This window comes from Roseibium sp. 10G30-5 (genome assembly GCF_055809635.1).
Window position 1 is genome coordinate 1,436,525 of the sequence record NZ_CM147918.1, and the last position, 21,176, is coordinate 1,457,700.

Genomic DNA, 21,176 nt, shown 5'->3' on the forward strand with positions numbered 1-21,176 from the left:
CGTCATTTCACCCGGATTCGCGGATCGATCAGGCCGTAAAGGAGATCGACGATGAGGTTCACGGCGACAATCGTGACGGCCAGAATGGTCACTGATGCCTGCAACACGGGATAGTCGCGCTGCGCAATGGCATTGACGGCCAGCGTTCCGATCCCCGGCCAGTTGAACACCAGTTCAATGATGACCACTCCCCCGATCAGATTGCCGAACTGAAGGCCGAAGAAGGTGACGAGCGCGATGGCGCTGTTGCGCAGCGCGTGCTTGTAGATCACAACCCGCTCCTTCACGCCCTTGGCTCTTGCAACCATCACATATTGCGCTGACAGCGTGTCCAGCATGGTGCTACGGACCAGACGCACGTTGGTGGCAGCCAGAATGATGCCGATGGTGACAGAGGGCAGGATCAGCGATGAAGGCCCACTAAAACCGCTGGCGGGCAAGATCGGGAAGGTGATCGAGAACAGCAAGACGAACATCATCGCAAGCCAATAGTTCGGAAACGACAGCCCAACCAGCGAGATAACGCGGATCACCTGATCCGACACTCCGCCCTTGTGCAGCGCTGCATGAATACCGAGTGGCAGCGAAATGAGGATCGACAGCAGCATCGAGCACACCACCAGCGACAAGGTGGCGGGCAAGGCAATCGCAATCAGCGACGAGATTGGACCACGGAAGAAACTTTGGCCAAGGTCACCGGTCAAAAGACCATGGATGAAATGCCAATATTGCACCAGAAACGGATCATTGAGACCCAGTGCCTGACGAATACGTGCCAGATCCTCTGGCGTGACGGCATTGGCGTTGCTGGTCAGCATGACAGCCGGATCACCAGTCAGACGGATCAGAAACGCAACGAAGAGCGTAACGATCAGTAGAACCAGCACCGCCTGCAGCACTCTTTTCATGATGAATGTAAAAATGGACATTCTGCTGCTTGCGTTTTTTCGTGTGAAGAAAGACCGGTAGGGAATGGCCCCAACGGATCGGGGCAATCCTCCCGCGCCAGAGGCGCGGGAGGCAAAGCCGAAGCTTACTTCACGGACATTGTGTAGTAGCGCATGCGGTTGTCAGGAGCTGGGATGAAGCCCTTGATGCGCGGGCCGACACCGAACATGGCCGCATTGTTGTAAAGCGGAATGTCGTAGGCCTCATCATGGATGTAACGTGCGATCTGCTTCAGGATCTTCTCGCGCTTTGCCTGATCATAGGTGTTGCGCTGTTCTTCCAGCATCGCATCCAGCTTCTTGTCCTTGATGTACGGATTCCAGCGCTCGTCCGAATGGTAGAGCAGGTAAGCCGTGTTATCGAAGTCAAAGGTCCACCCACCCCAGCCGAACTGGAAGAGCTGACCTGTCTGGCCGTGCGGAATGACATCCGAGAAATAAACACCCACTTCATGCGACCGAATTTTCACATTGAGGCCGACCATCTGTAGATAGCTGCTGATGGCCTGAGCCACTTCGCGGAAGGTGTCGTCGTCGTTGCGGATGTCCATGACGATCTGCGTACCCGGCTTCACACCGGCTTCGGCCAGAAGCTTCTTCGCCTTTGCCGGGTCGTACGGCCAAGATTTCAGATCTGCCGAATAGCCGAAAGACATGGCAGACTGCAGGCTGGCGATTGTCGAACCGTGGCCATTGAGCAACGCCTTGACGATCGACTTCTTGTCGATGGCCATGTTGATGGCTTTGCGCACGCGAATGTCCTTGGTGATGGACTTTGTGACATCCATGCCCAGATACTCGACGCGCGGGTCAGGAACAGACACCAGCTTGGCCTTGCCACTCTTCTCGATCGTGTCAGCAGACGCAATCGGCACGTCCAAAATGAGATCGACACCACCGGACAGAAGCTCGGAGACGCGAGTGTTGTCTTCCGGAATAAAGCGAATGGTTACATTCTTCAGCTTCGCCGGTCCCTGCCAATAGCCATCGAAACGCTTCAGCTTCAGACTGACACCCGGAGTATATTTGACAACTTCAAACGGCCCCGTACCAACAGGCTTCTTGTCGAAATCTTCCGGCTTGGTCTCTTTGGTGTATTTCGGCGGCAGGATCATTGCGCCGTAGCCGGCAAGCTTCGTCAGCAGAACCGGATCTGGCTTGGACATGATAAAGTCGACGGTATAATCGTCAACGATCTTCACTTCCTTGATAGACGCATAGTTGGAGCGCTGCGGGTTGGTCCCCTTACTGGAATCCAACATGCGATCGAAGGTGAACTTGACGGCTTCAGCGTTGAACGGCTCGCCGTCCCGGAACTTGACGTTCTTACGCAGATGGAAGCGAACGCGCGAATTGTCGTCCAGAAATTCCCAGCTTGTGGCAAGACCGGGCTTCAGCTTCAGGTTCTCATCCCGAAAGGTCAGCCCTTCGAAGATATTGCTGGCAACCGCGCCCCACGCCACCTTGAAGGTGTCGATCGGGTCAAGATTTTGTGGATCCACGCGCTGCGCAACCACAATGGAATCGTCGGCTGCAAAAGAGGGGGAGGACATCAAGAACGGTGTTGCCAACAGGCTTGCGCATGCCAGCGCCGTCTTGAAAAGGAAGCGACGGCGCCCTTTCAGGGACGTCGGTTCTGTCAAATTCATGGAAGGCTCCTTTTTGATTATTCCCGGATGTTTTTAGCCCCGGGCAATTCTTGAATTCGGATCTCAGCCTGCAAATTGCGTCGCATTTGCCGCCAGAAGATGGCCCGGTTCAACTTCATAAAGATCGTGCAGGATCGGCTCATCTCCCACCTTGCGCACCGCACTGGGGATGTCTTGCCCCAGCACCACGCGCTCGGGACGCCGACCCGGCTCCATCACCGGCACAGCAGCCAGCAGGCGTTTGGTATAAGGATGCTGGGGATTTTCCAGCACCTGCTGCCGCGTGCCCATTTCGACGATCTGGCCCAGATACATAACCGCTACGCGGTGGCTGACACGCTCCACCACCGCCATGTCGTGGGTAATGAACAGGTAGGACAGCCCCTCATCTTCCTGCAGCTTCATCAGGAGATTAAGCACCTGGGCCTGCACCGACACATCCAGCGCACTCACGGCCTCATCAGCAATGATCAGCTTCGGCTTGCACGAAAGCGCCCGCGCAATACAAATACGCTGACGCTGCCCGCCGGAAAACTGATGCGGATAGCGGTCATAATGGTCGGCCTGAAGACCAACCTTTTCCAAAAGCTCGCCAACAAGTGCGCGGCGCGCCTTGTCGCCAGAGACCAGATCATGCACGACTGCAGGCTCGCTGATGCTCTGCCCGATGGGTTTGCGCGGATCGAGCGACCCGTAAGGGTCCTGAAAGACATACTGGATCTCGCGCGAGTAGGCTTTGCGCTCCGCTTTGGGCAGTGAGAACAGGTCACGTCCTTCAAATACGACCGCCCCCGAGACCGGCGCGACAAGTTGCTGGATCGTCTTGCCGACTGTTGATTTGCCAGAGCCAGATTCACCGACCAGCGCCAATGTCTCGCCCTTGGCAATTTCAAAAGACACACCTTCGGCGGCATGCACACGATGGGTCACCCGGTTCAACAGTCCGCCGCGCACGTCATAGCGCGTTGTCAGATCTTGAACCTCAATGACTTTATGCGATGGGTCGACGGTATTCTTTCGCCGCGCGTCTGCACTTCCTGCCGCATCGTCGGTCAACGGAAAATACTTCGGGGCTACTTCGCCCGTCATGCTGCCAATCTTCGGCACGGCCTGCAACAGCGCGCGAGTATAATCTGCGCTCGGAGTGGTGAGGACACGTTCAGCCGGGCCTTGCTCGACTTCGAGGCTGTTGCGCATCACCAGAACGTCGTCAGCCATCTCGGCCACGACACCCATGTCGTGACTGATGAAAATGACCGATGTCTCAAATTCCGCTTGCAGTTCACGAATGAGATGCAGAATTTCCAGCCTGGATCGTGACATCCAGAGCCGTTGTCGGTTCATCGGCCACCAGTACCTTGGGACGGCAGGAAAGCGCCATGGCAATCATCACGCGCTGACGCATACCGCCAGACAACTGGTGCGGATAATTCGTCATCAGGCGGTCTGCATTGGGCAAACGGACAAGATCCAGAAACTGCTTTGCTTCCCGCCACGCGGCCTGGGCGGACAGATGCTTGTGCAGCATCAGACACTCTGCCACCTGCGACCCAATGGTGAACACCGGGTTGAGTGACGTCATCGGCTCTTGAAAGATCATTGCCAATTCGCCGCCCCGGATAAGCCTCATCTGATTTTCTTCCAGCTTGAGCAAATCGACCGTGCGCCCCAGCAATTCGCTGCGAAACAAAATCTCGCCATGACTGGCCCGCGCACCAATGTGCTTGGCAAGTCCCAGCATAGCCAGCGAAGAGACCGACTTTCCCGAACCGGATTCACCAACAATTGCCAGAGTTTTATTGGCCTGCAGATCAAACGTCAGGTCCTGAACCGCATGGACAACATCAGATCCTTCACCGAAATCAACACTCAAACCCCTGACGCTCAGGAGAGTTTGTGGATCAAGCACGGATGAGTTGGTCACAGAGGTCATGGAAAGCTCGAAACGGTTTGAAGATGTTTCAGGTGTTGGCATAAAGATAAGCATGCCCAATTTCTATAACCCTGACGAGTCCTTGATATAATTTCAAATTCTTTTTTTCTATAAAATATGCGAAAATGTTATATTGATCCTTCTGTAAACGGATCATTTTGGCTGGTTCATCCAAGATGGCGGACGGAGTGTCTATGGAGTGGTCCAAACGTGAAAAGCGAAGTGTTTCATGCGGTTCAGACAACTTGAAGCCTTTCAGGCAGTCATCTCGACGGGGTCAATGAAGGCAGCTGCTCAAGCCCTCAAAGTCACACAGCCAGCGATCAGCCGTTTGATCACCGATCTGGAGCATAGCCTGCAATTCCGGCTCTTCAATCGACGGCAAGGCACCTTGTCTGTCACCAAGGAGGGACTGGCATTTTACGCCAGTGTGCAGGAAAACTTTCTCGGCCTGAAACGGCTTGAGAATGCCGCCGAACAGATCCGCAGCGAAGGCCACAGCCTGCGCATCGCGGTGACGCATTCGCTTGGCGCTACTCTAATTCCCGGTGCCATCCGACGCTTCAAGACCAAGTTTCCCGATCACACAATCATGCTGCATTCCCACCAGCTTGATCAGGTCATCTCGCGTATTCAGAACATGGCCGTCGATATTGCCATCGCCTCGCAACTCCCCGACATGCCCAACCTGCACACGCAGCCCATTGGCACCGCTGCGCAACTTTGCGCTTTGCCGATGGGTCACAGATTGACCGAGAAAACCGTAATCACCGCAGCCGATCTCGAAGGCGAAGTCCTTCTGGGGATTGCCCAGGACGGTCCAGCCTATTGGAACACGCCGTTGGACCTCATCAGAAACGAACGCATCAATGTCAGTCGTCTGATCGAAATCGACACCTCGCAATCCGGTTACGCAATGGTCGCTGCGGGTCTGGCCATCGGCATCATCGAGCCATTCGGCGGACGCATATGGGAACGCCACGGCGTTGCATTGCGGCCATTCCACCCGGCGATTGAAACGACGTTCTTTTGCGGCACCCTGTCCAAGACAGGAGCCAATGCCGATGTGGACTGGTTCCGCGATTGCGTGCTCAAGGAGGCTGCAACTTTCTCGGAATTTCAACATCCCACAGATCTCGACTGAACCGTTCCAATCCTGTCAATATTGCTGAAAAACCCGGGAGCATTGGAATTAGAGTTGGAAATCACCTTCATATTCAGCAAAATGCAATGTCTCAATCCCGAGTGCCTCTGGTGAAACGATGATGGAGAAACTGCATGGGTGCTGTGCTCGCCGTCATTCGGCCCCTGTCGTTCATGAACGAGCACCTTTTGCGATTTTGCCGTGGCCTCGGCTTTATAGCCATGATCCTGATGGTTGGCGCCATTCTGCTCCAGATCATCTGCCGCTATATTCTGTCCAACGCTCTGCCCTAGCCTGACGAGTTTGCCCGCTTCTGCATGTTGTGGATGGCTGGTCTCATGGCACCGATTGCCTTCAGACACGGCGGTTTCGTCGCTATCGACACATTGCCCGGACTGCTGCCGCGGTTGCTTGCAAGCCTGTTGGAGCTCATCCTTTTGATCGCCAGCCTTTGCGTTCTCCTGCTGGCATTGCGCATCGGGTGGTCCGAGGTAACCGGATTTGGCGGTCGCTTTGCCACCGCCAGTCTCTATGTGCCAACCAATGTGGTTTTCTCCAGTTGGTATCAGGTGCCACGGAGTTGGATGATGTTATCGCTGCTGGTCGGCATCGCGCTGCTGGTTCTGGTGAACATCGAATTGATCCTACGGGCTTTTTTCAGTCTCGGTGGCGCGTCAGAGCGTCTTCCCGATGTGATCTCATCTGAGCGATACGGGATGGAGTAAAGCCAGATGATCAGCCTTTTCCTGCCGCTTTTTCTCATTCTTCTGCTGATTGGCCTGCCGGTGTTTTTTGCGCTGCTGGCGGCACCGGGAGCCTTGTTGCTTCTCAATGGCCAAGAACGCGACCTGACGCTCCTCTATCGCAATCTTTACAATGGCATGGACAGTTTTCCGCTGCTTGCCATCCCGTTCTTCATGCTGGCGGGCGAACTGATGAACCGCGGCGGCATCACCGAGCGGCTGGTCGAATTCTCACAAGCCTTCATGGGGCATCTGCGCGGCGGGCTGGCCTATGTCAACATTCTCTCCTCGATGCTGTTTGCGGGCCTGTCCGGCTCGGCCGTTGCAGATACGTCGGCGCTCGGGTCTATGCTCATTCCGGCAATGGAGCGCCAAGGCTATAGCCGTCGTCTGGCAGCAGCGATCACCGCCGCAAGCTCCGTTATCGGGCCAATCATCCCGCCATCGGGCATTATGATCATCTATGCCTATGTGATGCAGCAAAGCGTTGCGGCATTGTTTCTGGCAGGCATCGTGCCCGGCATTCTTGTTGGACTGGGCCTGATGCTGGTGATCCGGCTACAGGCTGACAAACACGGTTATCCCGTCGCCAGCCGCAAGCACACATGGCCAGAGCGCGGTCAGGCCAGCCTCAAGGCCTTTTTCCCGCTGCTAACCCCGGTGATTATTCTGGGCGGCATTCTTGGGGGCGTCTTTACCCCGACAGAATCCGCAGCCATTGCTGTTGCCTATGCCTTGGTCATCGGCCTTTTCGTTCTCAAAACGTTGCGCCTGCGCGATCTGCCGGACGTGTTTACCAAGGCGGGGATCACCTCGTCAGTGGTGCTGCTACTCGTCGGCGCCGCCATGGCCTTCAAGACGGTGGTGTCACTCTCGCATGTGCCCGAGCAATTGGCCCAATTCATTCTGAGCCTGTCAGAAAACCCGCTCGTTCTGCTGTTCTTGATCAATGTGCTGCTGTTTATCGTCGGCATGTTCCTGGATGCAGGACCCGCAATCATCATCCTGGGACCGATCCTGGCACCAATCTTCACCTCCATGGGGGTGGACCCGGTTCATTTCGCCATTATCATGAGCGTGAACCTGACCATCGGGCTGGCAACACCACCGATGGGACTGGTGCTTTTCGTTGCCTCTTCCGTTTCTGGAGAGAAGGTAGAGGCCATTTCCCGTACAATCTTGCCGTTTCTGGCAGTGGAAATCGTGGTTGTATTCCTGATTACATATTTCCCTGCTTTGTCTATGACGATCCCCCGTCTTACGGGGTTTGCCAACTGACGTTGAAGGAGGAGACCACCGATGTTGCGTATATTTGCAAGACTGTTGACCTGCCTTGCTCTGCTGCTGATCATTCCAGCCACCAGCTATGCCGCCGCGATCACGCTGCGGGCGACAGCCAATTCCAACGAGAACGACGAAGACTATGACGGTCTCGTTGTGTTCAAGAATTATGTTGAAAATGCCTCAAACGGCCAGATCAAGGTCGAGATCTACATGGGCACGCAATTGTGCTCCAACGGAGCGGAGTGCCTGCAAGGCATCGCTGGCGGCCAGATCGACATCTACATGTCCACCTCGGGCGGAGCAGCGGGCATCTTCCCTTATGTTCAGGTTCTGGATCTGCCTTATCTGATGAACAGCGACCGGGTGGCCGAGCGCGTCCTATCTGAAGCTTTTCCGCGCAAGCTGCGCGAGATGGCCCTGCGCGATTCCGACAATTCGATCCGCCTGATGACCATCGGTAACACCGGCGGCTGGCGCAATTTTGCCAATACTGAGAAACAGGTCAAAACGCCTGCCGACCTGAAGGGCATGAAGATTCGCTCCATCGTTGCCGATCTGCCGCAACAGCTCATCAAGGCAATGGGTGCCTCACCCACGCCGATCCCGTGGTCGGAGCTTTACACCTCGCTACAAACCGGAGTGGTCGAAGGCACCAAGAACGGCATCACCGACATCATGGCAATGAAGTTCCCCGACGCTGGGCTGAAGTACCTGACGCTTGATCGCCATGCCTATATGGCTGCGCTGTGGTGGATGAACAATCAGAAATTCGAAAGCCTGCCAGACAACCTGAAAACGGTTGTTGTCGATGGTTTCTATGCCCTGCAACAGGCAACATTCGCGTCGCCGAAACGCAAATCCATCGCAGCCTATAAAGAATTCAAAGCTGCTGGCGGTGATGTTTATGTGCCGACGGACGCCGAAAAAGCCAAGTTCAAGGCTGCCGCCAAGCCAGTCTACGCCTGGTTCAAGGACAATGTGAAAGACGGCCCGGAAATCTTCGACACCTTTGAAAAGGGCGTGAAGACAGCTCAGCAAGAAATTGACGAAGAGCACAAGGCGGAATTGCAGTAGACGCCTCGCCTCTGCTTCCTGGACTTAAAGATCCGTGCATGAAGAAGGCCGGGAGGTGTAAACCTCCCGGCCTTTTCGCAGTCATAACGAGAGGACGGCTCCGTTGGCCTTACGCCGCCGCAACGCTGCTCAGGAAGCGGCTAATCTGTTCACTCAGGTTTTGAGTGCTGCGGGCAACGTTGCCCGACGCATCCATCACAGTTTCCGCGGTCCGCGATGTATCAGTCGCCGTCGTGGTCACCTTGGCTCATATCATCTGTCGCCCGCCGTGTTCCCTGCGCAGCTTCCTGCACGTTGGTGGAAATCTCGGTCGTTGCAAGGCCCTGCTGCTCAACAGCGTCAGCAATCGCGGTGGTGTAGCCACTCACCTCTTCCATGATAGCTGTGATCTCTTCGATCACCTCGACCGTTTCCCTGGTCGAACCCTGGATCGCGCCAATATGCGCTGAAATTTCCTCGGTTGCCTTGGAGGTCTGCGTCGCAAGCTCCTTCACTTCTGCCGCCACAACGGCAAAACCCTTGCCCGCATCGCCGGCGCGTGCCGCCTCAATCGTGGCGTTCAGAGCAAGCAGGTTGGTTTGCTCGGCAATTGCCTGAATGAGACTGACCACTTCACCGATTTTCTGGGCGGCATCGTCAAGACTTGCAACCTTGGTGTTGGAGGCCTGAGCAGACTGCGTGGCCTTTGCCACCACTTCACTGCTCTGGTTGACCTGACGGGTGATTTCACCGATGGACGCGGCCAGCTCTTCGGCAGCAGACGCAACAGTCTGAACATTCCGGGTCGACTGTTCGGAAGCCGAGGTTGCGCTTCCGGCATTCTTCTCAGTATGAGACGCGATCTCCTTTAGCGAACGAGCGGCATCATCCATCTGAGCGGAATTTTCCGACACGGACGCAAGAGCCGTCTCGACCTCGACCTTGAACGAAGAAATAAGACTCTCGACCGTCTGCTGGCGCTTCAAACGCGCCCGTTGGTCCGCCTCACCCTCATGCTCCAGTCGCATCCGTTCTTTGGCATTGTCTCGGAAGATAGCCACTGCACGGCTCATCTCACCAACTTCATCCTTGCGGTCCGTGCCGAGAATATCAACCTCGAGATTTTCCTGTGAAATGGCATTCATCTGGCCACTCAGCGCACGTAGAGGCCGCACGAGAGACCGAGCAATCGCCAAACCGAACGCGATCGCCGCAATCAGAAAGCCCATAGCCAGCACGGTGCTGTTAATCGCCTGCTGCCAGAAGGCCTCGTGAAGATCGGTCAGCAGAACACCAGACCCCAGCATCCACCCCCAGGGACGGAAATAGCCGACATAACTGATCTTATCAAAGAATTTACCGTCAGCGTCTTTGAAAACATAATCAACATAACCACTACCGGAGTTGACGGCGGTGTTGATCATCTCACGAATGTGCTCCTTGCCAGCGCCATCCGTCGCATTCATCTTGTTTTGCCCCTCATTCGCTGGTTTTGCCGGATGAACAAGCACAGTACCGTCACGATCATAGACAAACACATAGTCCGAGGCGTTGTACTTCATGCCGCGCAACACAAGCTTCGCCTGTGCCTGAGCTTGTTCGCGGGTCAATTCCCCCGAGGCAACGCGCGCCTCGTATTGTCCAAGCACATTTTGCGCGACATCGACAACACTGCGAATTTCATTCTTCTTGAATGTATAAAGGTTCGCATAGAGCGCATACATCTGGTAACTCACCAGCGCTGCAAAACAGATACTGAAAAAGCCGACAAGAAGGTACAACTTCCCGGCAAATGTACGGGGCATTTTAACAGGCATCTCAGTCTCCGCAGCCGATCAACAGCATAAAATGGATAATTACCTGAGAATTAGCTTAATAGAATTAAGAAAAATTGACGATCACGAGACAACATTAAAAATACGAACCTCAGTTCAATCCATACAAATAAATACAAGTATTTTTAACATAGTAAATTTTAATCATTACTTCGTGATGACTCAATTTCTTCTTCAAACAAAAAAGACCGACAGTGCAATGATGCACCGCCAATCCAACTGAATTTAGACAGTTCATTCTAACGCTTGCCAGAAACCGTGAAGGCCACTTCAATCCGGCCTAGGCGGATAAGGCTTTAAAAACACCACGCATTTCGGCAAGTCCGCGCAAACGCCCGATCAATGGATATCCGGGAGCAGTTTTTCGCGTTTGATCGTCGGCCATGGCGTGCCCATGGTCCGGCCGATACGGCAAGTCGCTCTTGTACTGCGCCTCGACCTCAAGCAACGCCTTGGCAAGAGCGACCATGTCAACATCGCCTTCCAGATGATCCGCCTCATGAAAACTGTGGCCATCAGCCTCGCGCAGGGTGGCTCGCAGATGTACGAAATGGATACGCTCGCCGTGCTGGCGCACCATGGCCGGCAGGTCATTTTCAGCCCGAACGCCGTAGGACCCCGAACACATGGTAAATCCGTTGAGCGGACTGTCATACATATCTGCAATCATCTGCATGTCTTCAGCCGTCGAAACAACCCGCGGCAGGCCAAAGAGCGAGCGAGGCGGGTCGTCCGGGTGAATAGCCAGCTTGACCCCGGCCTTCTCGGCATAAGGCATGACCACGCCAAGAAACGCCTTCAGATTGGCCCGCAAGACATCCGGTGTAACGTCAGCATAGGCGGCAAGACGTTCGCGGAATGCTTCCAGCGTATAACTTTCTTCCGCGCCCGGCAGCCCGGCAATGATCGTTGCAACCAACCGGTCAATTTCAGCCTGATCAATACCCACAAACCGCTCCGCTGCCTGGGTCACGATTTCCGCAGGGTGCTCATTTGCGGCATTTTCCCGTTCCAGCAAATGAATATCGAACAGGGCAATATCGACCGCATCAAACCGCAAGCAGGTCGACCCATCCGGCAGGCGGAAATGCAGGTCGGTACGTGTCCAGTCAATGACGGGCATGAAATTGTAACAGACCGTCTGCACACCCTCGGCAGCTAAATTCAAAAGGCTCTCACCCCAGCCTTCGGCATAGGCTTCCCAGCCTGCAGCACCCGTCTTGACATCCTCATGGATCGGAATGCTCTCCACGACACTCCAATCAAGGCCATTGGCGCGCAGCAGATTGCGGCGCTCAGCAATCCGATCACGCGGCCACACGACACCATTCGGCAAATCATGCAAGGCTGTGACAACACCACGCGCTCCCGCTTGAAGAATATCCTCCAGCGACACCACATCATCTGGCCCAAACCAGCGCCATGTTTCTTGCATCAAAAACTCCAGTGAATTGAAAAGGGCAATTAGCCTTTTTGGGAAATCGGCTGAAACAGATACCCGTCGAAATTGGGGTCCTCGACGTCGGAAAGCTCCATCAGGGTTTCTCGAACGTTTTCAAGGTGTTGCCACATCGTCATTTTCGCCGCGGCAGAATTCTTGCTCTGCAATGCGGCCAAGATTTTCGAGTGGTCATCCAGCCAGGATACGCGATAAGTGCGATTGAAAATCCGCCGATGCAAGCCTTGCCACATGGGACTGGCTTCGCGCTTGATCCAGAGTTCCTCCACCATATCGACCAAAACCGAATTCTGTGTTGCCTCGGCAATCAGCCGATGAAACAGACGATCGCCGGAATAGTCGACCTCGCCACTCTCGATTCCCTGCCGCTCCATCTCAAGCGCATCACGCATACGCACGATATCATTCTTGGTGACCATTTCTGCTGCGAAACCAGCAATATTGCTCTCCAGCAACTGACGTGCCTGCAACAGCTCAAACGGGCCGATGTCATCGCCAATACGGCGTTGCGCCACATCCGGCGATGCGGTCAAATAGACGCCCGACCCCTTGCGCACTTCCACCACGCCTTCGATTTCCAGCATGATCAACGCTTCGCGCACCAGCGAGCGAGACACGCGCAGGGTTTCGGAAATACCGCGCTCGGTCATCAGCCGGTCGCCGATCTGAACGTTATGGGTCCGGATCAGCTCCTTGACCGAGGCCGCAACTTGTTGATACCGCCGTTCCAGAATCACGATTCCGCTCCTGACTCCTGCTGCGCCAGGTCTTGGTAAAACGCTTGCAGGACGGCAAAGGCCGGCTTGCGCGTGGTCTTGTCACCAGCAATCAGACCTTTGCGATTAACGCCGCGCTGGAAAATGTTCTGCCGTCGCTCGACACGAAAATCGTAAAGAATCCAAGGAGAAATACCCTTGATATAGTCGAGCTGGCGTAAGGTTGCGATCTGACGGCGGTAGACATCTTCCTGATAGGCTTCGCTGAACAGACCCTTTTTCGGTCCGTGCGACGTGCTGTCCGCATCCGCGCCAGTTTCTGAGATAACCACCGGCCGATCAGGCGCCGAGTTGCGGCCAATCGTGATCAATTCATCAAAATTCTCTTCGTACCACCCGTAGTATTCATTGATGCCGATCACGTCGATATGCGCGGCAAGCCGGTCCTCGATCTTCAATTTCGCATGATTGATCAGACAGGCCGCTGACAGCAAACGGGTCGAGATCTTCTGCTCGTGCCGTGCGGGCCAGGTCGGTCATAAAGTCGAGCCGCGCATCCGTGTCCGGGTTTTCGTTCCCAAGCGACCAAATGATGACACTTGCCCGATTACGGTCGCGCCGGATTAATTCACAAAGCTGATTGCGCGCATCCTTGAGCGTTGCTGGGTTGGCGAAGTCGATAGCCCAGTAAACCGGAATTTCTTCCCACAGCAACAACCCAAGTTCATCGGCAATTTCAGCCGCTCTTTCATGGTGCGGATAATGCGCCAGCCGCAGGAAATTACATCCCAGATCCTTCGCATCGGCAAAGCGACGGCGCATATCCGCCTCACTGGTACACTTCCCCCGGGCTTCGTCGTCCTCGTGAACGGAAATACCCCGCAAGAACAAAGGCTCGCCATTCAGATAAATCTCGGTGCCACGACGCTCGATTGTGCGAAAGCCAACCTTGTCAGCAACTATGTCATCACCTGCCTGAAGCGTCACATCGTAGAGTTTGGGACGTTCCGTCGACCAGAGATCCGGTTGCACATCCAGAACAATCTCGGCGCGACCATCTTCAAGGGTCAACGTTTCGTCGATACCCAACTCAGGCATGTGCAAACGCGCATGGCGCGCCGGGCCATCGACACGACAGGAGACCACGATCCGTCCGCCGTCAAGGCGCACGAAGAGATCGCGCACCACATCCACGCCGGTCTCATACAGCGAGACTTCACGGTAAACACCGCCGTAGTTGAACCAGTCTGTATTGCGCATGGGCACACGGTCCAGCGTGCGGGTGTTGTTGACACACAGCATCAGCCAGTTGCGCCCGTTACGCAGGTGGTCTGTCAACTCGACACAAAACGGCGTCGATCCGCCATAATGATTGCCGAGGAAGACCCCGTTCAGAAAAACCTTGCAGTCATATTGGGCTGCCCCCACACGCAGAAACCGGCGCTTGCCGTCTGTGGATGCCCTCTCAAGGTCGAGAGGGCGGGTGTACCAAGCAGAACCCTCGAAAAAGTACCACTTTTCCTTCTGCATCTGCCAGCAAGACGGAACAGTGATCTGTTCCCCCATGTAGGGATCATAATCCCAAGGCTCGATCCGCTCTTCAGGTTGTTCCGGCAGCATGGAAAACCATTTCTGCCGCAAGCCTGTATCGAGCAGATCGACACAAAAATTCCAGAGCCCATCAAGGGGGCGCCCGTGGCGCCCCCTCGTGAAGATCATTGTGCCCGCATTCAGCGACTGCGTGTTGTAGGGACGATCATAGTCCTCGTCATGCAGACACTGCAGTGCATTTTCTGCAAGCTCAGATCGTTCAAGCATCAGGCAAACTCCTGCTCACACCCGAATCAATTGGCTTCAGCGGCCCGGATGCGCTTGATCAGATCAGCCACGCGCGGAGACTTTTTGGCAGCATCATCATACATCGGCTGAACAGCCTTGATGAACGGGGCCTTGTCGACTTCATAGACCTTGACGCCCATCTTGTCCTTGGCTTCCTTGATTGCATCTTTTGCAATGCCATCCCAAGCCTTGAACTGGCGATCCATGGATTCCATCGCAGCCTGATGCAGATCTTTTTTCTGCGCGTCGGTCAGATTCTTCCAGGCGCAGTTGGAGATCACGACAACGGATGGAATCATGGTGTGCTCATCGAGCGAGAAGTCCTTGGCCACTTCGCCATGACGTGCGGTGGTCAGAGCGGTCGGGTTATTCTCGGCGCCGTCAACAACACCCTGCTGAAGCGCGCTGTAAAGCTCACCTCAGGAAATCGGTGTCGGATCACCGCCAAGAAGCTTGACCATCTGAATGGCGGACGGGCTTGGCTGAACGCGGATCTTCATACCGTTCAAATCGGACGGCTTCAGGATTGGCTTGTTGCCGTAAAAGGAACGCGCGCCTTCAGTATAGAAAACAATGCCGTGGAAACCGTATTTGTCGGACAGATCCAGAATGTCCTGTCCGATCGGACCGGCCAGAACCTTCTTCAGATCTCCCTCTGACTTGAAGAGATACGGCAAGTTCAAAGCGGAGAAATCTGGGTCAAACGCTTCCAGTTCAGACGCATTGGACTTGGCCATGTCAAGCGCACAGCTCTGCACCAACTCCATGGACTCACGCTGCGTGCCAAGCTGGGCGTTCGGGTAAACGCGGATCTTGACCTCGCCGTTGGTCAGCTCGCTCATGCGCTTTGCCATGAATTCCATGGCCTTGTGCAAGGGGTGATCCGGCGGGTTATTGTGGTTCAGACGAAGGGTAACAGCCTGCGCAGCCATTGTGGTCATTGCAACAGTCGCCGCCGTCAGGGCAAACGTACGCATCAGGTTTTTCATATGAGAAGCTTCCTCCCAGCTTGATAATTTCCATCCCGGCGACGATTACAGATCGCGAAACGCCTTTTTCAGTCCCACATCCTCGGTCCGGGGCTGCATATAGATTTGCCAATTTGCCATATCTGTCAACCAAAACGATAAAATTGGTTGACCAATTTCCGGAATTGGGGGAGTTTGCACGCAAATTCCCTGGTTTTGAAACAAGCATTTGGGAGGATGCAACAGTGCTGCACATCATCTCAGGACGCCGGGAGAACGATCATGCGTAATGCCTTCGATCTTGTCCTCCGCCTCTTTCTGACACTTATCTTCACGATCCTGAGTCTGCTGCGTCGTGTGGCAGGTGACAAGCCGCTATCTGATCGGAATTCCGAGCACAATGACCGACGAACTGTCGCGGTTCCTCTTCATGTGGCTCGCTCTAATCGGTGGTGCTTATACACTTGGCCAAGGCAAGCACTTGTCCATCGACCTGCTGCAAACCATGCTGGTCGGACGGGCAAAAGCGATCTCTCAGGTGGTTGTCATCCTGATCATTGGCGCCTTTGCGGCCATCGTTCTGGTCTGGGGTGGCTGGCAGCTTGTATCCCGAACCCTGATGTCGGGTCAGGTGACACCAAGCCTGCAGATCCCGATGGGCTACATCTACGGTGCGATCCCGATCGCTGGCCTCATCATGGTCTACTACTGTCTGACCTTCCTCTATGACCTGCGTAAGGGCACCCTTGAGGCCCCTTCCGGCGCAGATCTCGGCCCCCTTTCCTGATGATGCGGACCTGAGGTCTCAAGGAGAAAATCATGGCTTACGCAGCTTTTGTTCTGTTCGGCTCTTTTGCCGCTCTGACGCTGATCGGCGTTCCGATTGCTTTCGCCATTGGCGCAGCATCGGCAGCGACCTTCCTACTCTTCATGGACTTCAGCCAGTCCATGTCGATCGTTGCGCAACAGATGGCGTCCGGTCTCGACAGCTTCACGCTGCTCGCGATCCCCTTCTTTATTCTCGCCGGGAATATTATGAACCGGGGCGGTATCGCGCTTCGCCTGATCGCACTGGCCAAGGTTCTTGGCGGGCGCCTACCCGGCGCATTGGCCCATTGCAACGTCATTGCCAACATGATGTTCGGCTCGATCTCCGGCTCGGCCGTTGCCTCGGCTGCCGCCGTTGGGGGGTGATGGCCCCCTTGCAGAAAAAGGAAGGCTATGACCCGGCTTTTTCCGCAGCGGTGAATATTGCTTCCAGCCCGACCGGCTTGCTGATCCCGCCCTCAACCACATTCATCGTCTATTCGCTCATCACCGGCGGCACCTCCATTTCGGCCCTGTTCGTGGCCGGGTATGTTCCGGGTATCCTGATGGGGCTGGGCCTGATGATCGTAGCAGGCATCATTGCCAAGAAGCGTGGTTATCCGCTGGCTCCCAAGCCATCGGCTAAAGAAATCCTGACCGCGCTCAAGGAAGCCATCCTTCCCCTTGGCCTGATCGTCATCATTATGGGCGGCATCATTTCCGGCGCATTCACGGCAACGGAAGCCTCGGCTGTTGCCGTGGTTTACACGCTGTTCCTGGCCGTGATCTGGTACCGCGAAATTCGCATCCGCGATCTGCCTAAGGTTGTTCTGGAATCAGCGGTGACGACCTCCATCGTGCTCTTGATGATCGGCGCCAGCATCGGCATGAGCCGTGCCATGGCGTTTGCCGACATTCCGATGACCCTGTCGGATGCTCTTCTCGGCATCTCCAACAACCCGCTCATCATTCTGCTGGCCATCAACATTGCCCTGCTGATCGTTGGTACGTTCATGGACATGACGCCGGCACTGCTGATCTTCACGCCGATCTTCCTGCCGGTGGTCAAGAGCCTGGGCATGGATCCGGTCCACTTCGGCGTCATGATGACGTTCAACCTGTGCATCGGCATTTGCACTCCCCCGTGGGCTCCGCCCTCTTCGTTGGCTGTTCCGTCGGCAACACAACAATCGGCAAGGTGATCAAGCCTCTGCTGCCGTTCTATGGCGTTCTCTTCGCCCTGTTGCTGCTGGTGACTTATGTTCCCGCAATCAGCCTCACCCTGCCGCACCTACTCCTGGGCTACAAATGAAGACACTTAAATCCTGGAGCCTGACAAAGCGCACCTCAACGGGCATCGAATTGCTTGTCGAGGGGCGCCATCTGCTTCAAATCCATGTGCTCGACACGACGCTCTTCCGTGTCAGCCTGCTGAAAGACGGCGCCTGCAGCGCCTTGATCGCACCTGGACTGTTGCGCCCGATGGCGATGACCCCTTTGAGGGGCGCAAACGTGATGCCTTGACCGGCTTCCCCTGCCCGGACTTCACGCTGGAGGCAGGCGGCACGCTCGTTCTGGCAACAGACGCGCTGCGCTTGACCATTTCCGATCCCTTGCATTTTTCCATGGGCAGCCAAACAGGCTGGCGACTGGGTGACCTTTGCTGAAGATCGCCCGACCGGGGCCATCATGCTTGGCGTGCGCGATCACAAGCATGCGCATTTCCTGCGCCGTGATCCCCGTGAAAAAGTGTTCGGGCTTGGCGAGAAGACAGGATTGCTGGAACGCACTGGCAAGCGCTACGAAATGCGTAATCTGGATGCAATGGGCTATGATTCCCAGACCACCGACCCGCTCTACAAGCACATTCCCTTCACCCTGACGAAGACCCCGGATGCCGGGTGCTGGTCCATCTTCTACGACAATCTCGCAGGTGCTTATGGTTCGATCTGGGCAACGAATTGGACAACTATCACCAACCTTACCGCGCCTACCGCACAGAAGACGGCGACCTGGACTACTATATGCGTTGGTCGCCGGACTTGAGCGAACTGGTCAGCAAGCAGGCGTGGCTTACCGGCGGCAGTGCCTTTTTCCCACGCTGGACACTCGGCTATTCCGGCTCGACCATGTCCTATACGGATGCGCCGAATGCCCAGGAACAGCTTGAAGGCTTTCTGGTGCATATCGCGGAACACGACATTCCCTGCGACAGTTTCCAGATGTCTTCCGGCTATTCCTCCATCGACGACAAGCGCTATGTGTTCCACTGGAACACCGAGAAAATGCCGGACGTGGAAGCGATGACGGCGAAGTTTGCCACTGACAAAGTTCATCTGATTGCCAACATCAAGCCCTGTCTGTTGCAGAACCATCCACGCTATGCGGCTGCATCGCAGGCGGGCCTGTTCATCCGCGACAGCGAAACCGGCGCCCCTGAACGCTCCAGCTACTGGGACGACGAAGGCTCGCATCTGGATTTCACCAATCCGGCAACGGTCGACTGGTGGCAGGAAAACGTCACCGAGAAACTTTTGGTGCGGGGCATCGGCTCCACCTGGAACGACAACAACGAATATGAAGTCTGGGACCACCACGCGGTATGCAACGGCTTTGGCGATGAGATCGCAATTGGCCTGATCCGTCCAGTGATGCCAATTCTGATGACACGCACGTCGGAACTGGCTCAAAAGGCCCATGCACCGGGAAAACGCCCCTATCTGATCAGCCGATCTGGGGCACCTAGTATTCAGCGTTACGCGCAAACGTGGACGGGCGACAACCGCACATCCTGGGCCAACATGAAGTGGAACATTCGCATGGGGCTGGGCCTCAGCCTCTCAGGGATCTTCAACATCGGACATGACGTTGGCGGCTTCTCCGGCCCGCGCCCGGATCCGGAACTGTTCGTCCGCTGGGTTCAGAACGGGATTTTCCACCCGCGCTTCACCATTCATAGCTGGAACGACGACAAGACCGTCAACGAGCCATGGATGTTCCCGGAAGTCACGCACCATATTCGTGACGCCATCAAGTTCCGCTATCGTCTGCTGCCGTATCTTTACACCCTGCTGTACCGCTCGGTCGAAGACGATGTGCCGATGATCCGCCCGACTTTCCTGGATTTTCCGGAAGATGCACGCTGCTGGGAAGACACGGACGACTTCCTGCTGGGGCCGGATCTACTGGTTGCAAATGTCGTCGCACCGGGCGCGTCGACCCGCAAGGTCTATCTGCCCCTCCATGAGGGCGGCTGGTGGAACTTCTTTGACGGCACCTGGCGACGAGGGCGGACAGGACATTGAAGTCGCTGTCAGCCTTGGCACCATGCCACTGTTTGCGCGAGCAGGCGCAGTCATTCCGCTGGGCAGCGGAGCCAACCGCGCTGCACCGGAAGCAGAGACAGGCCGCGAGATCGCCGTCTTTCCGATGCCCGCCGCACAGGCAGGCGCAGGGGAGCATGCAGGCGAACTCTACGAGGATGATGGTGTCAGCGTCGATACCACCTTCTCGCTGCTGCGCTTCGCGCTCACATCCGATCAGGACGGCATTGCTGTGAGCACGACGCAGTCCGGCACGACGGCTCCGCGTCTGAGCGACGCCACAATCGTGTTGCCGGCTGCGGAAAACCGGCCGATCACCGTCAATGGCGTTAACGTCACGCGTGGAACACCGGTCAGCCTTGGTCTGAGAACACGACAAAAACGGCGCAGACCAGCAAGCCTGCTCCAAAGCCAAATACTCAAAAGCGCCGGAGGTCCCCTTCGGCGCTTTTTTCTTTTCCTAGTTTGTCCGCCTATTCAGCCACCACTGGTGAGCCGGTTTCATCGCCTTCGTTCAGATATTTGCGAACCGTTGGCGTCATGCGGCGCGAGCGCTCCGGAATAACTTCGCACCGAGACAACAACGCCCGTTTATCCGGATTGCTGCCGACATAACGCCAGATCATCCGTGTCGCATATGGCAAGTTTTCAACGCGCCAGGACACCCCGATCGTCACACCTTTCAGATACGTGTTCTGGTGTTCTGTGAACGGCAACAAGACGGTCTCACAGACAAAAGGCTGTTCACTCACAGCGCGCTCCACCACGAAAATCCGATTGCGCGAGAACATTGCCTGTCCGACATACTTTGAAAATTGCCGAATTTCCGCGTCCTGATCATATATCCGTGCGATGGATTTGACCGTCACCGCCCCATCGTGGGCTTCAAGACGCACACAGGAACGCACCACCTGCCCCGGCCATGAGCGTGTCTTATGGTAAGTCTCGTAATAGCCAAGGTAGCATTGCAACGGCCCGACACTGCCCGCAAAGGCGCTGACAAACGAGCCCGGATCGGTTGTGCCCAGGCGTGGCTGTACCAGAACCTCGCGGAAGCGCTTCGGCGACAAACCGAGATCAGCAACCCGGACATCAAAATAACGAGCGATACGTTGTGTGTTGAAGGGCGAGGGCCGACTCTCTCCAGCCAGATAGCGATTGAATTGCTGACGGTTGATGCCGATGTCACGACAGACCTGCGCCACAGACTTTTTTGTTGCGCAAGCAGTGCGCAAATTTATCGCAAACGACCGACTTTCCATGCCCAGGATTTTAGCGGAACCCATAGATTCACGTCAAGTCGCGTCACATAGCGTCAAGTCGTGAAGTTGTAACACTTCTGCGAGGGCTATAAGCCTGTCCCTCAATATGCATCCTGCGACCACTTCGTTCTCGCACACCATTCTTTTGGTGGGCGCGAGACATCTGTGGCTAAGGCAGCAAGAGGACAGCGCACCGATCAACGGTGCCAATCTT

At 55.6% G+C, this 21,176-nt stretch carries 19 protein-coding genes and 4 pseudogenes; 13 read left to right on the forward strand and 10 right to left on the reverse strand.

The features are described from left to right. Window positions 1-2: 2 nt before the first annotated feature. From AC0L7U_RS07330 to AC0L7U_RS07340, 3 genes and pseudogenes are all read right to left on the reverse strand, one after another. Complete coding sequence (locus tag AC0L7U_RS07330) at window positions 3-923, reverse strand: ABC transporter permease (protein WP_473695697.1); 921 nt, start codon at window positions 921-923, stop codon at window positions 3-5. A 110-nt stretch (window positions 924-1,033) separates the two neighbouring features. Next, entirely contained in the window at window positions 1,034-2,596 is a 1,563-nt protein-coding gene (locus AC0L7U_RS07335) for an ABC transporter substrate-binding protein (protein WP_473694974.1), read from the reverse strand. A gap of 63 nt (window positions 2,597-2,659) precedes the next feature. Continuing rightward, window positions 2,660-4,529, reverse strand: a pseudogene (locus tag AC0L7U_RS07340) (ABC transporter ATP-binding protein). Between the two features lie 229 nt (window positions 4,530-4,758). On the opposite strand from AC0L7U_RS07340, the gene AC0L7U_RS07345 reads away from it, so the two are divergent. The 5 genes and pseudogenes from AC0L7U_RS07345 (at window position 4,759) to AC0L7U_RS07365 (ending at window position 8,774) form a co-directional block, all read left to right on the forward strand. Further along, a complete protein-coding gene (locus tag AC0L7U_RS07345) occupies window positions 4,759-5,673 on the forward strand; it encodes a LysR family transcriptional regulator (RefSeq protein WP_473694976.1) in 915 nt (304 codons plus the stop codon). Window positions 5,674-5,807: 134 nt separating this feature from the next. Beyond that, window positions 5,808-5,966: a hypothetical protein gene (locus AC0L7U_RS07350; protein ID WP_473694978.1), complete on the forward strand. Its 159-nt coding sequence runs from the start codon at window positions 5,808-5,810 to the stop codon at window positions 5,964-5,966. A 15-nt stretch (window positions 5,967-5,981) separates the two neighbouring features. Further along, window positions 5,982-6,398 (forward strand): annotated as a pseudogene (locus tag AC0L7U_RS07355) (TRAP transporter small permease subunit); the annotation flags it as partial. A 6-nt stretch (window positions 6,399-6,404) separates the two neighbouring features. Then, on the forward strand, window positions 6,405-7,694 hold the full coding sequence (locus AC0L7U_RS07360; RefSeq protein WP_473694980.1) for a TRAP transporter large permease: 1,290 nt from the start codon (window positions 6,405-6,407) through the stop codon (window positions 7,692-7,694). A gap of 21 nt (window positions 7,695-7,715) precedes the next feature. Continuing rightward, the gene (locus AC0L7U_RS07365) at window positions 7,716-8,774 is read left to right on the forward strand and encodes a TRAP transporter substrate-binding protein (RefSeq protein ID WP_473694982.1); all 1,059 of its coding nucleotides are present in this window, start codon (window positions 7,716-7,718) and stop codon (window positions 8,772-8,774) included. A gap of 221 nt (window positions 8,775-8,995) precedes the next feature. On the opposite strand, the gene AC0L7U_RS07370 is transcribed toward AC0L7U_RS07365, so the two are convergent. The 6 genes and pseudogenes from AC0L7U_RS07370 to AC0L7U_RS07395 all read right to left on the reverse strand — a co-directional run bounded on the left by AC0L7U_RS07370 (window position 8,996) and on the right by AC0L7U_RS07395 (window position 15,591). Next, the gene (locus tag AC0L7U_RS07370; RefSeq protein WP_473694984.1) at window positions 8,996-10,570 is read right to left on the reverse strand and encodes a methyl-accepting chemotaxis protein; all 1,575 of its coding nucleotides are present in this window, start codon (window positions 10,568-10,570) and stop codon (window positions 8,996-8,998) included. 298 nt (window positions 10,571-10,868) lie between these two features. Continuing rightward, window positions 10,869-12,023 carry a mannonate dehydratase gene (gene uxuA, locus AC0L7U_RS07375; RefSeq protein WP_473694986.1) on the reverse strand — a complete coding sequence of 385 codons (1,155 nt, stop codon included), beginning with the start codon at window positions 12,021-12,023 and terminating at the stop codon, window positions 10,869-10,871. Between the two features lie 29 nt (window positions 12,024-12,052). Further along, on the reverse strand, window positions 12,053-12,784 hold the full coding sequence (locus AC0L7U_RS07380; protein ID WP_473694988.1) for an FCD domain-containing protein: 732 nt from the start codon (window positions 12,782-12,784) through the stop codon (window positions 12,053-12,055). Further along, window positions 12,781-13,221 carry a glycoside hydrolase family 2 TIM barrel-domain containing protein gene (locus AC0L7U_RS07385; protein ID WP_473694990.1) on the reverse strand — a complete coding sequence of 147 codons (441 nt, stop codon included), beginning with the start codon at window positions 13,219-13,221 and terminating at the stop codon, window positions 12,781-12,783. Before AC0L7U_RS07385 ends, AC0L7U_RS07380 begins: the two co-directional genes overlap by 4 nt. Beyond that, window positions 13,169-14,581 carry a glycoside hydrolase family 2 protein gene (locus tag AC0L7U_RS07390; RefSeq protein WP_473694991.1) on the reverse strand — a complete coding sequence of 471 codons (1,413 nt, stop codon included), beginning with the start codon at window positions 14,579-14,581 and terminating at the stop codon, window positions 13,169-13,171. Before AC0L7U_RS07390 ends, AC0L7U_RS07385 begins: the two co-directional genes overlap by 53 nt. Window positions 14,582-14,607: 26 nt before the next feature. Next, window positions 14,608-15,591, reverse strand: a pseudogene (locus AC0L7U_RS07395) (TRAP transporter substrate-binding protein). A 379-nt stretch (window positions 15,592-15,970) separates the two neighbouring features. Between AC0L7U_RS07395 and AC0L7U_RS07400 the strand changes: the two are divergent. The 8 genes and pseudogenes from AC0L7U_RS07400 to AC0L7U_RS07435 all read left to right on the forward strand — a co-directional run bounded on the left by AC0L7U_RS07400 (window position 15,971) and on the right by AC0L7U_RS07435 (window position 20,265). Further along, complete coding sequence (locus tag AC0L7U_RS07400) at window positions 15,971-16,357, forward strand: TRAP transporter small permease (protein WP_473694993.1); 387 nt, start codon at window positions 15,971-15,973, stop codon at window positions 16,355-16,357. Window positions 16,358-16,389: 32 nt separating this feature from the next. Further along, complete coding sequence (locus AC0L7U_RS07405) at window positions 16,390-16,764, forward strand: TRAP transporter large permease subunit (RefSeq protein WP_473694995.1); 375 nt, start codon at window positions 16,390-16,392, stop codon at window positions 16,762-16,764. Continuing rightward, a pseudogene (locus tag AC0L7U_RS07410) lies at window positions 16,764-17,689 on the forward strand (TRAP transporter large permease). Before AC0L7U_RS07405 ends, AC0L7U_RS07410 begins: the two are co-directional and overlap by 1 nt. Further along, the gene (locus AC0L7U_RS07415; RefSeq protein ID WP_473694997.1) at window positions 17,686-17,901 is read left to right on the forward strand and encodes a hypothetical protein; all 216 of its coding nucleotides are present in this window, start codon (window positions 17,686-17,688) and stop codon (window positions 17,899-17,901) included. Before AC0L7U_RS07410 ends, AC0L7U_RS07415 begins: the two are co-directional and overlap by 4 nt. Further along, window positions 17,898-18,044, forward strand: coding sequence for a hypothetical protein (locus AC0L7U_RS07420; RefSeq protein WP_473694999.1), 147 nt, complete (start codon window positions 17,898-17,900; stop codon window positions 18,042-18,044). The genes AC0L7U_RS07415 and AC0L7U_RS07420 overlap by 4 nt, the downstream gene beginning before the upstream one ends. After that, entirely contained in the window at window positions 18,031-18,423 is a 393-nt protein-coding gene (locus AC0L7U_RS07425; protein WP_473695000.1) for a hypothetical protein, read from the forward strand. Before AC0L7U_RS07420 ends, AC0L7U_RS07425 begins: the two co-directional genes overlap by 14 nt. After that, on the forward strand, window positions 18,402-19,682 hold the full coding sequence (locus tag AC0L7U_RS07430; RefSeq protein WP_473695002.1) for a TIM-barrel domain-containing protein: 1,281 nt from the start codon (window positions 18,402-18,404) through the stop codon (window positions 19,680-19,682). Before AC0L7U_RS07425 ends, AC0L7U_RS07430 begins: the two co-directional genes overlap by 22 nt. Continuing rightward, window positions 19,645-20,265, forward strand: a complete 621-nt coding sequence (locus AC0L7U_RS07435; RefSeq protein WP_473695004.1) for a hypothetical protein — start codon at window positions 19,645-19,647, stop codon at window positions 20,263-20,265. Before AC0L7U_RS07430 ends, AC0L7U_RS07435 begins: the two co-directional genes overlap by 38 nt. Here the strand turns inward: AC0L7U_RS07435 and AC0L7U_RS07440 are convergent. Next, on the reverse strand, window positions 20,174-20,905 hold the full coding sequence (locus AC0L7U_RS07440; protein ID WP_473695006.1) for a helix-turn-helix domain-containing protein: 732 nt from the start codon (window positions 20,903-20,905) through the stop codon (window positions 20,174-20,176). The genes AC0L7U_RS07435 and AC0L7U_RS07440 overlap by 92 nt on opposite strands. Between the last annotated feature and the right edge of the window lie 271 nt (window positions 20,906-21,176).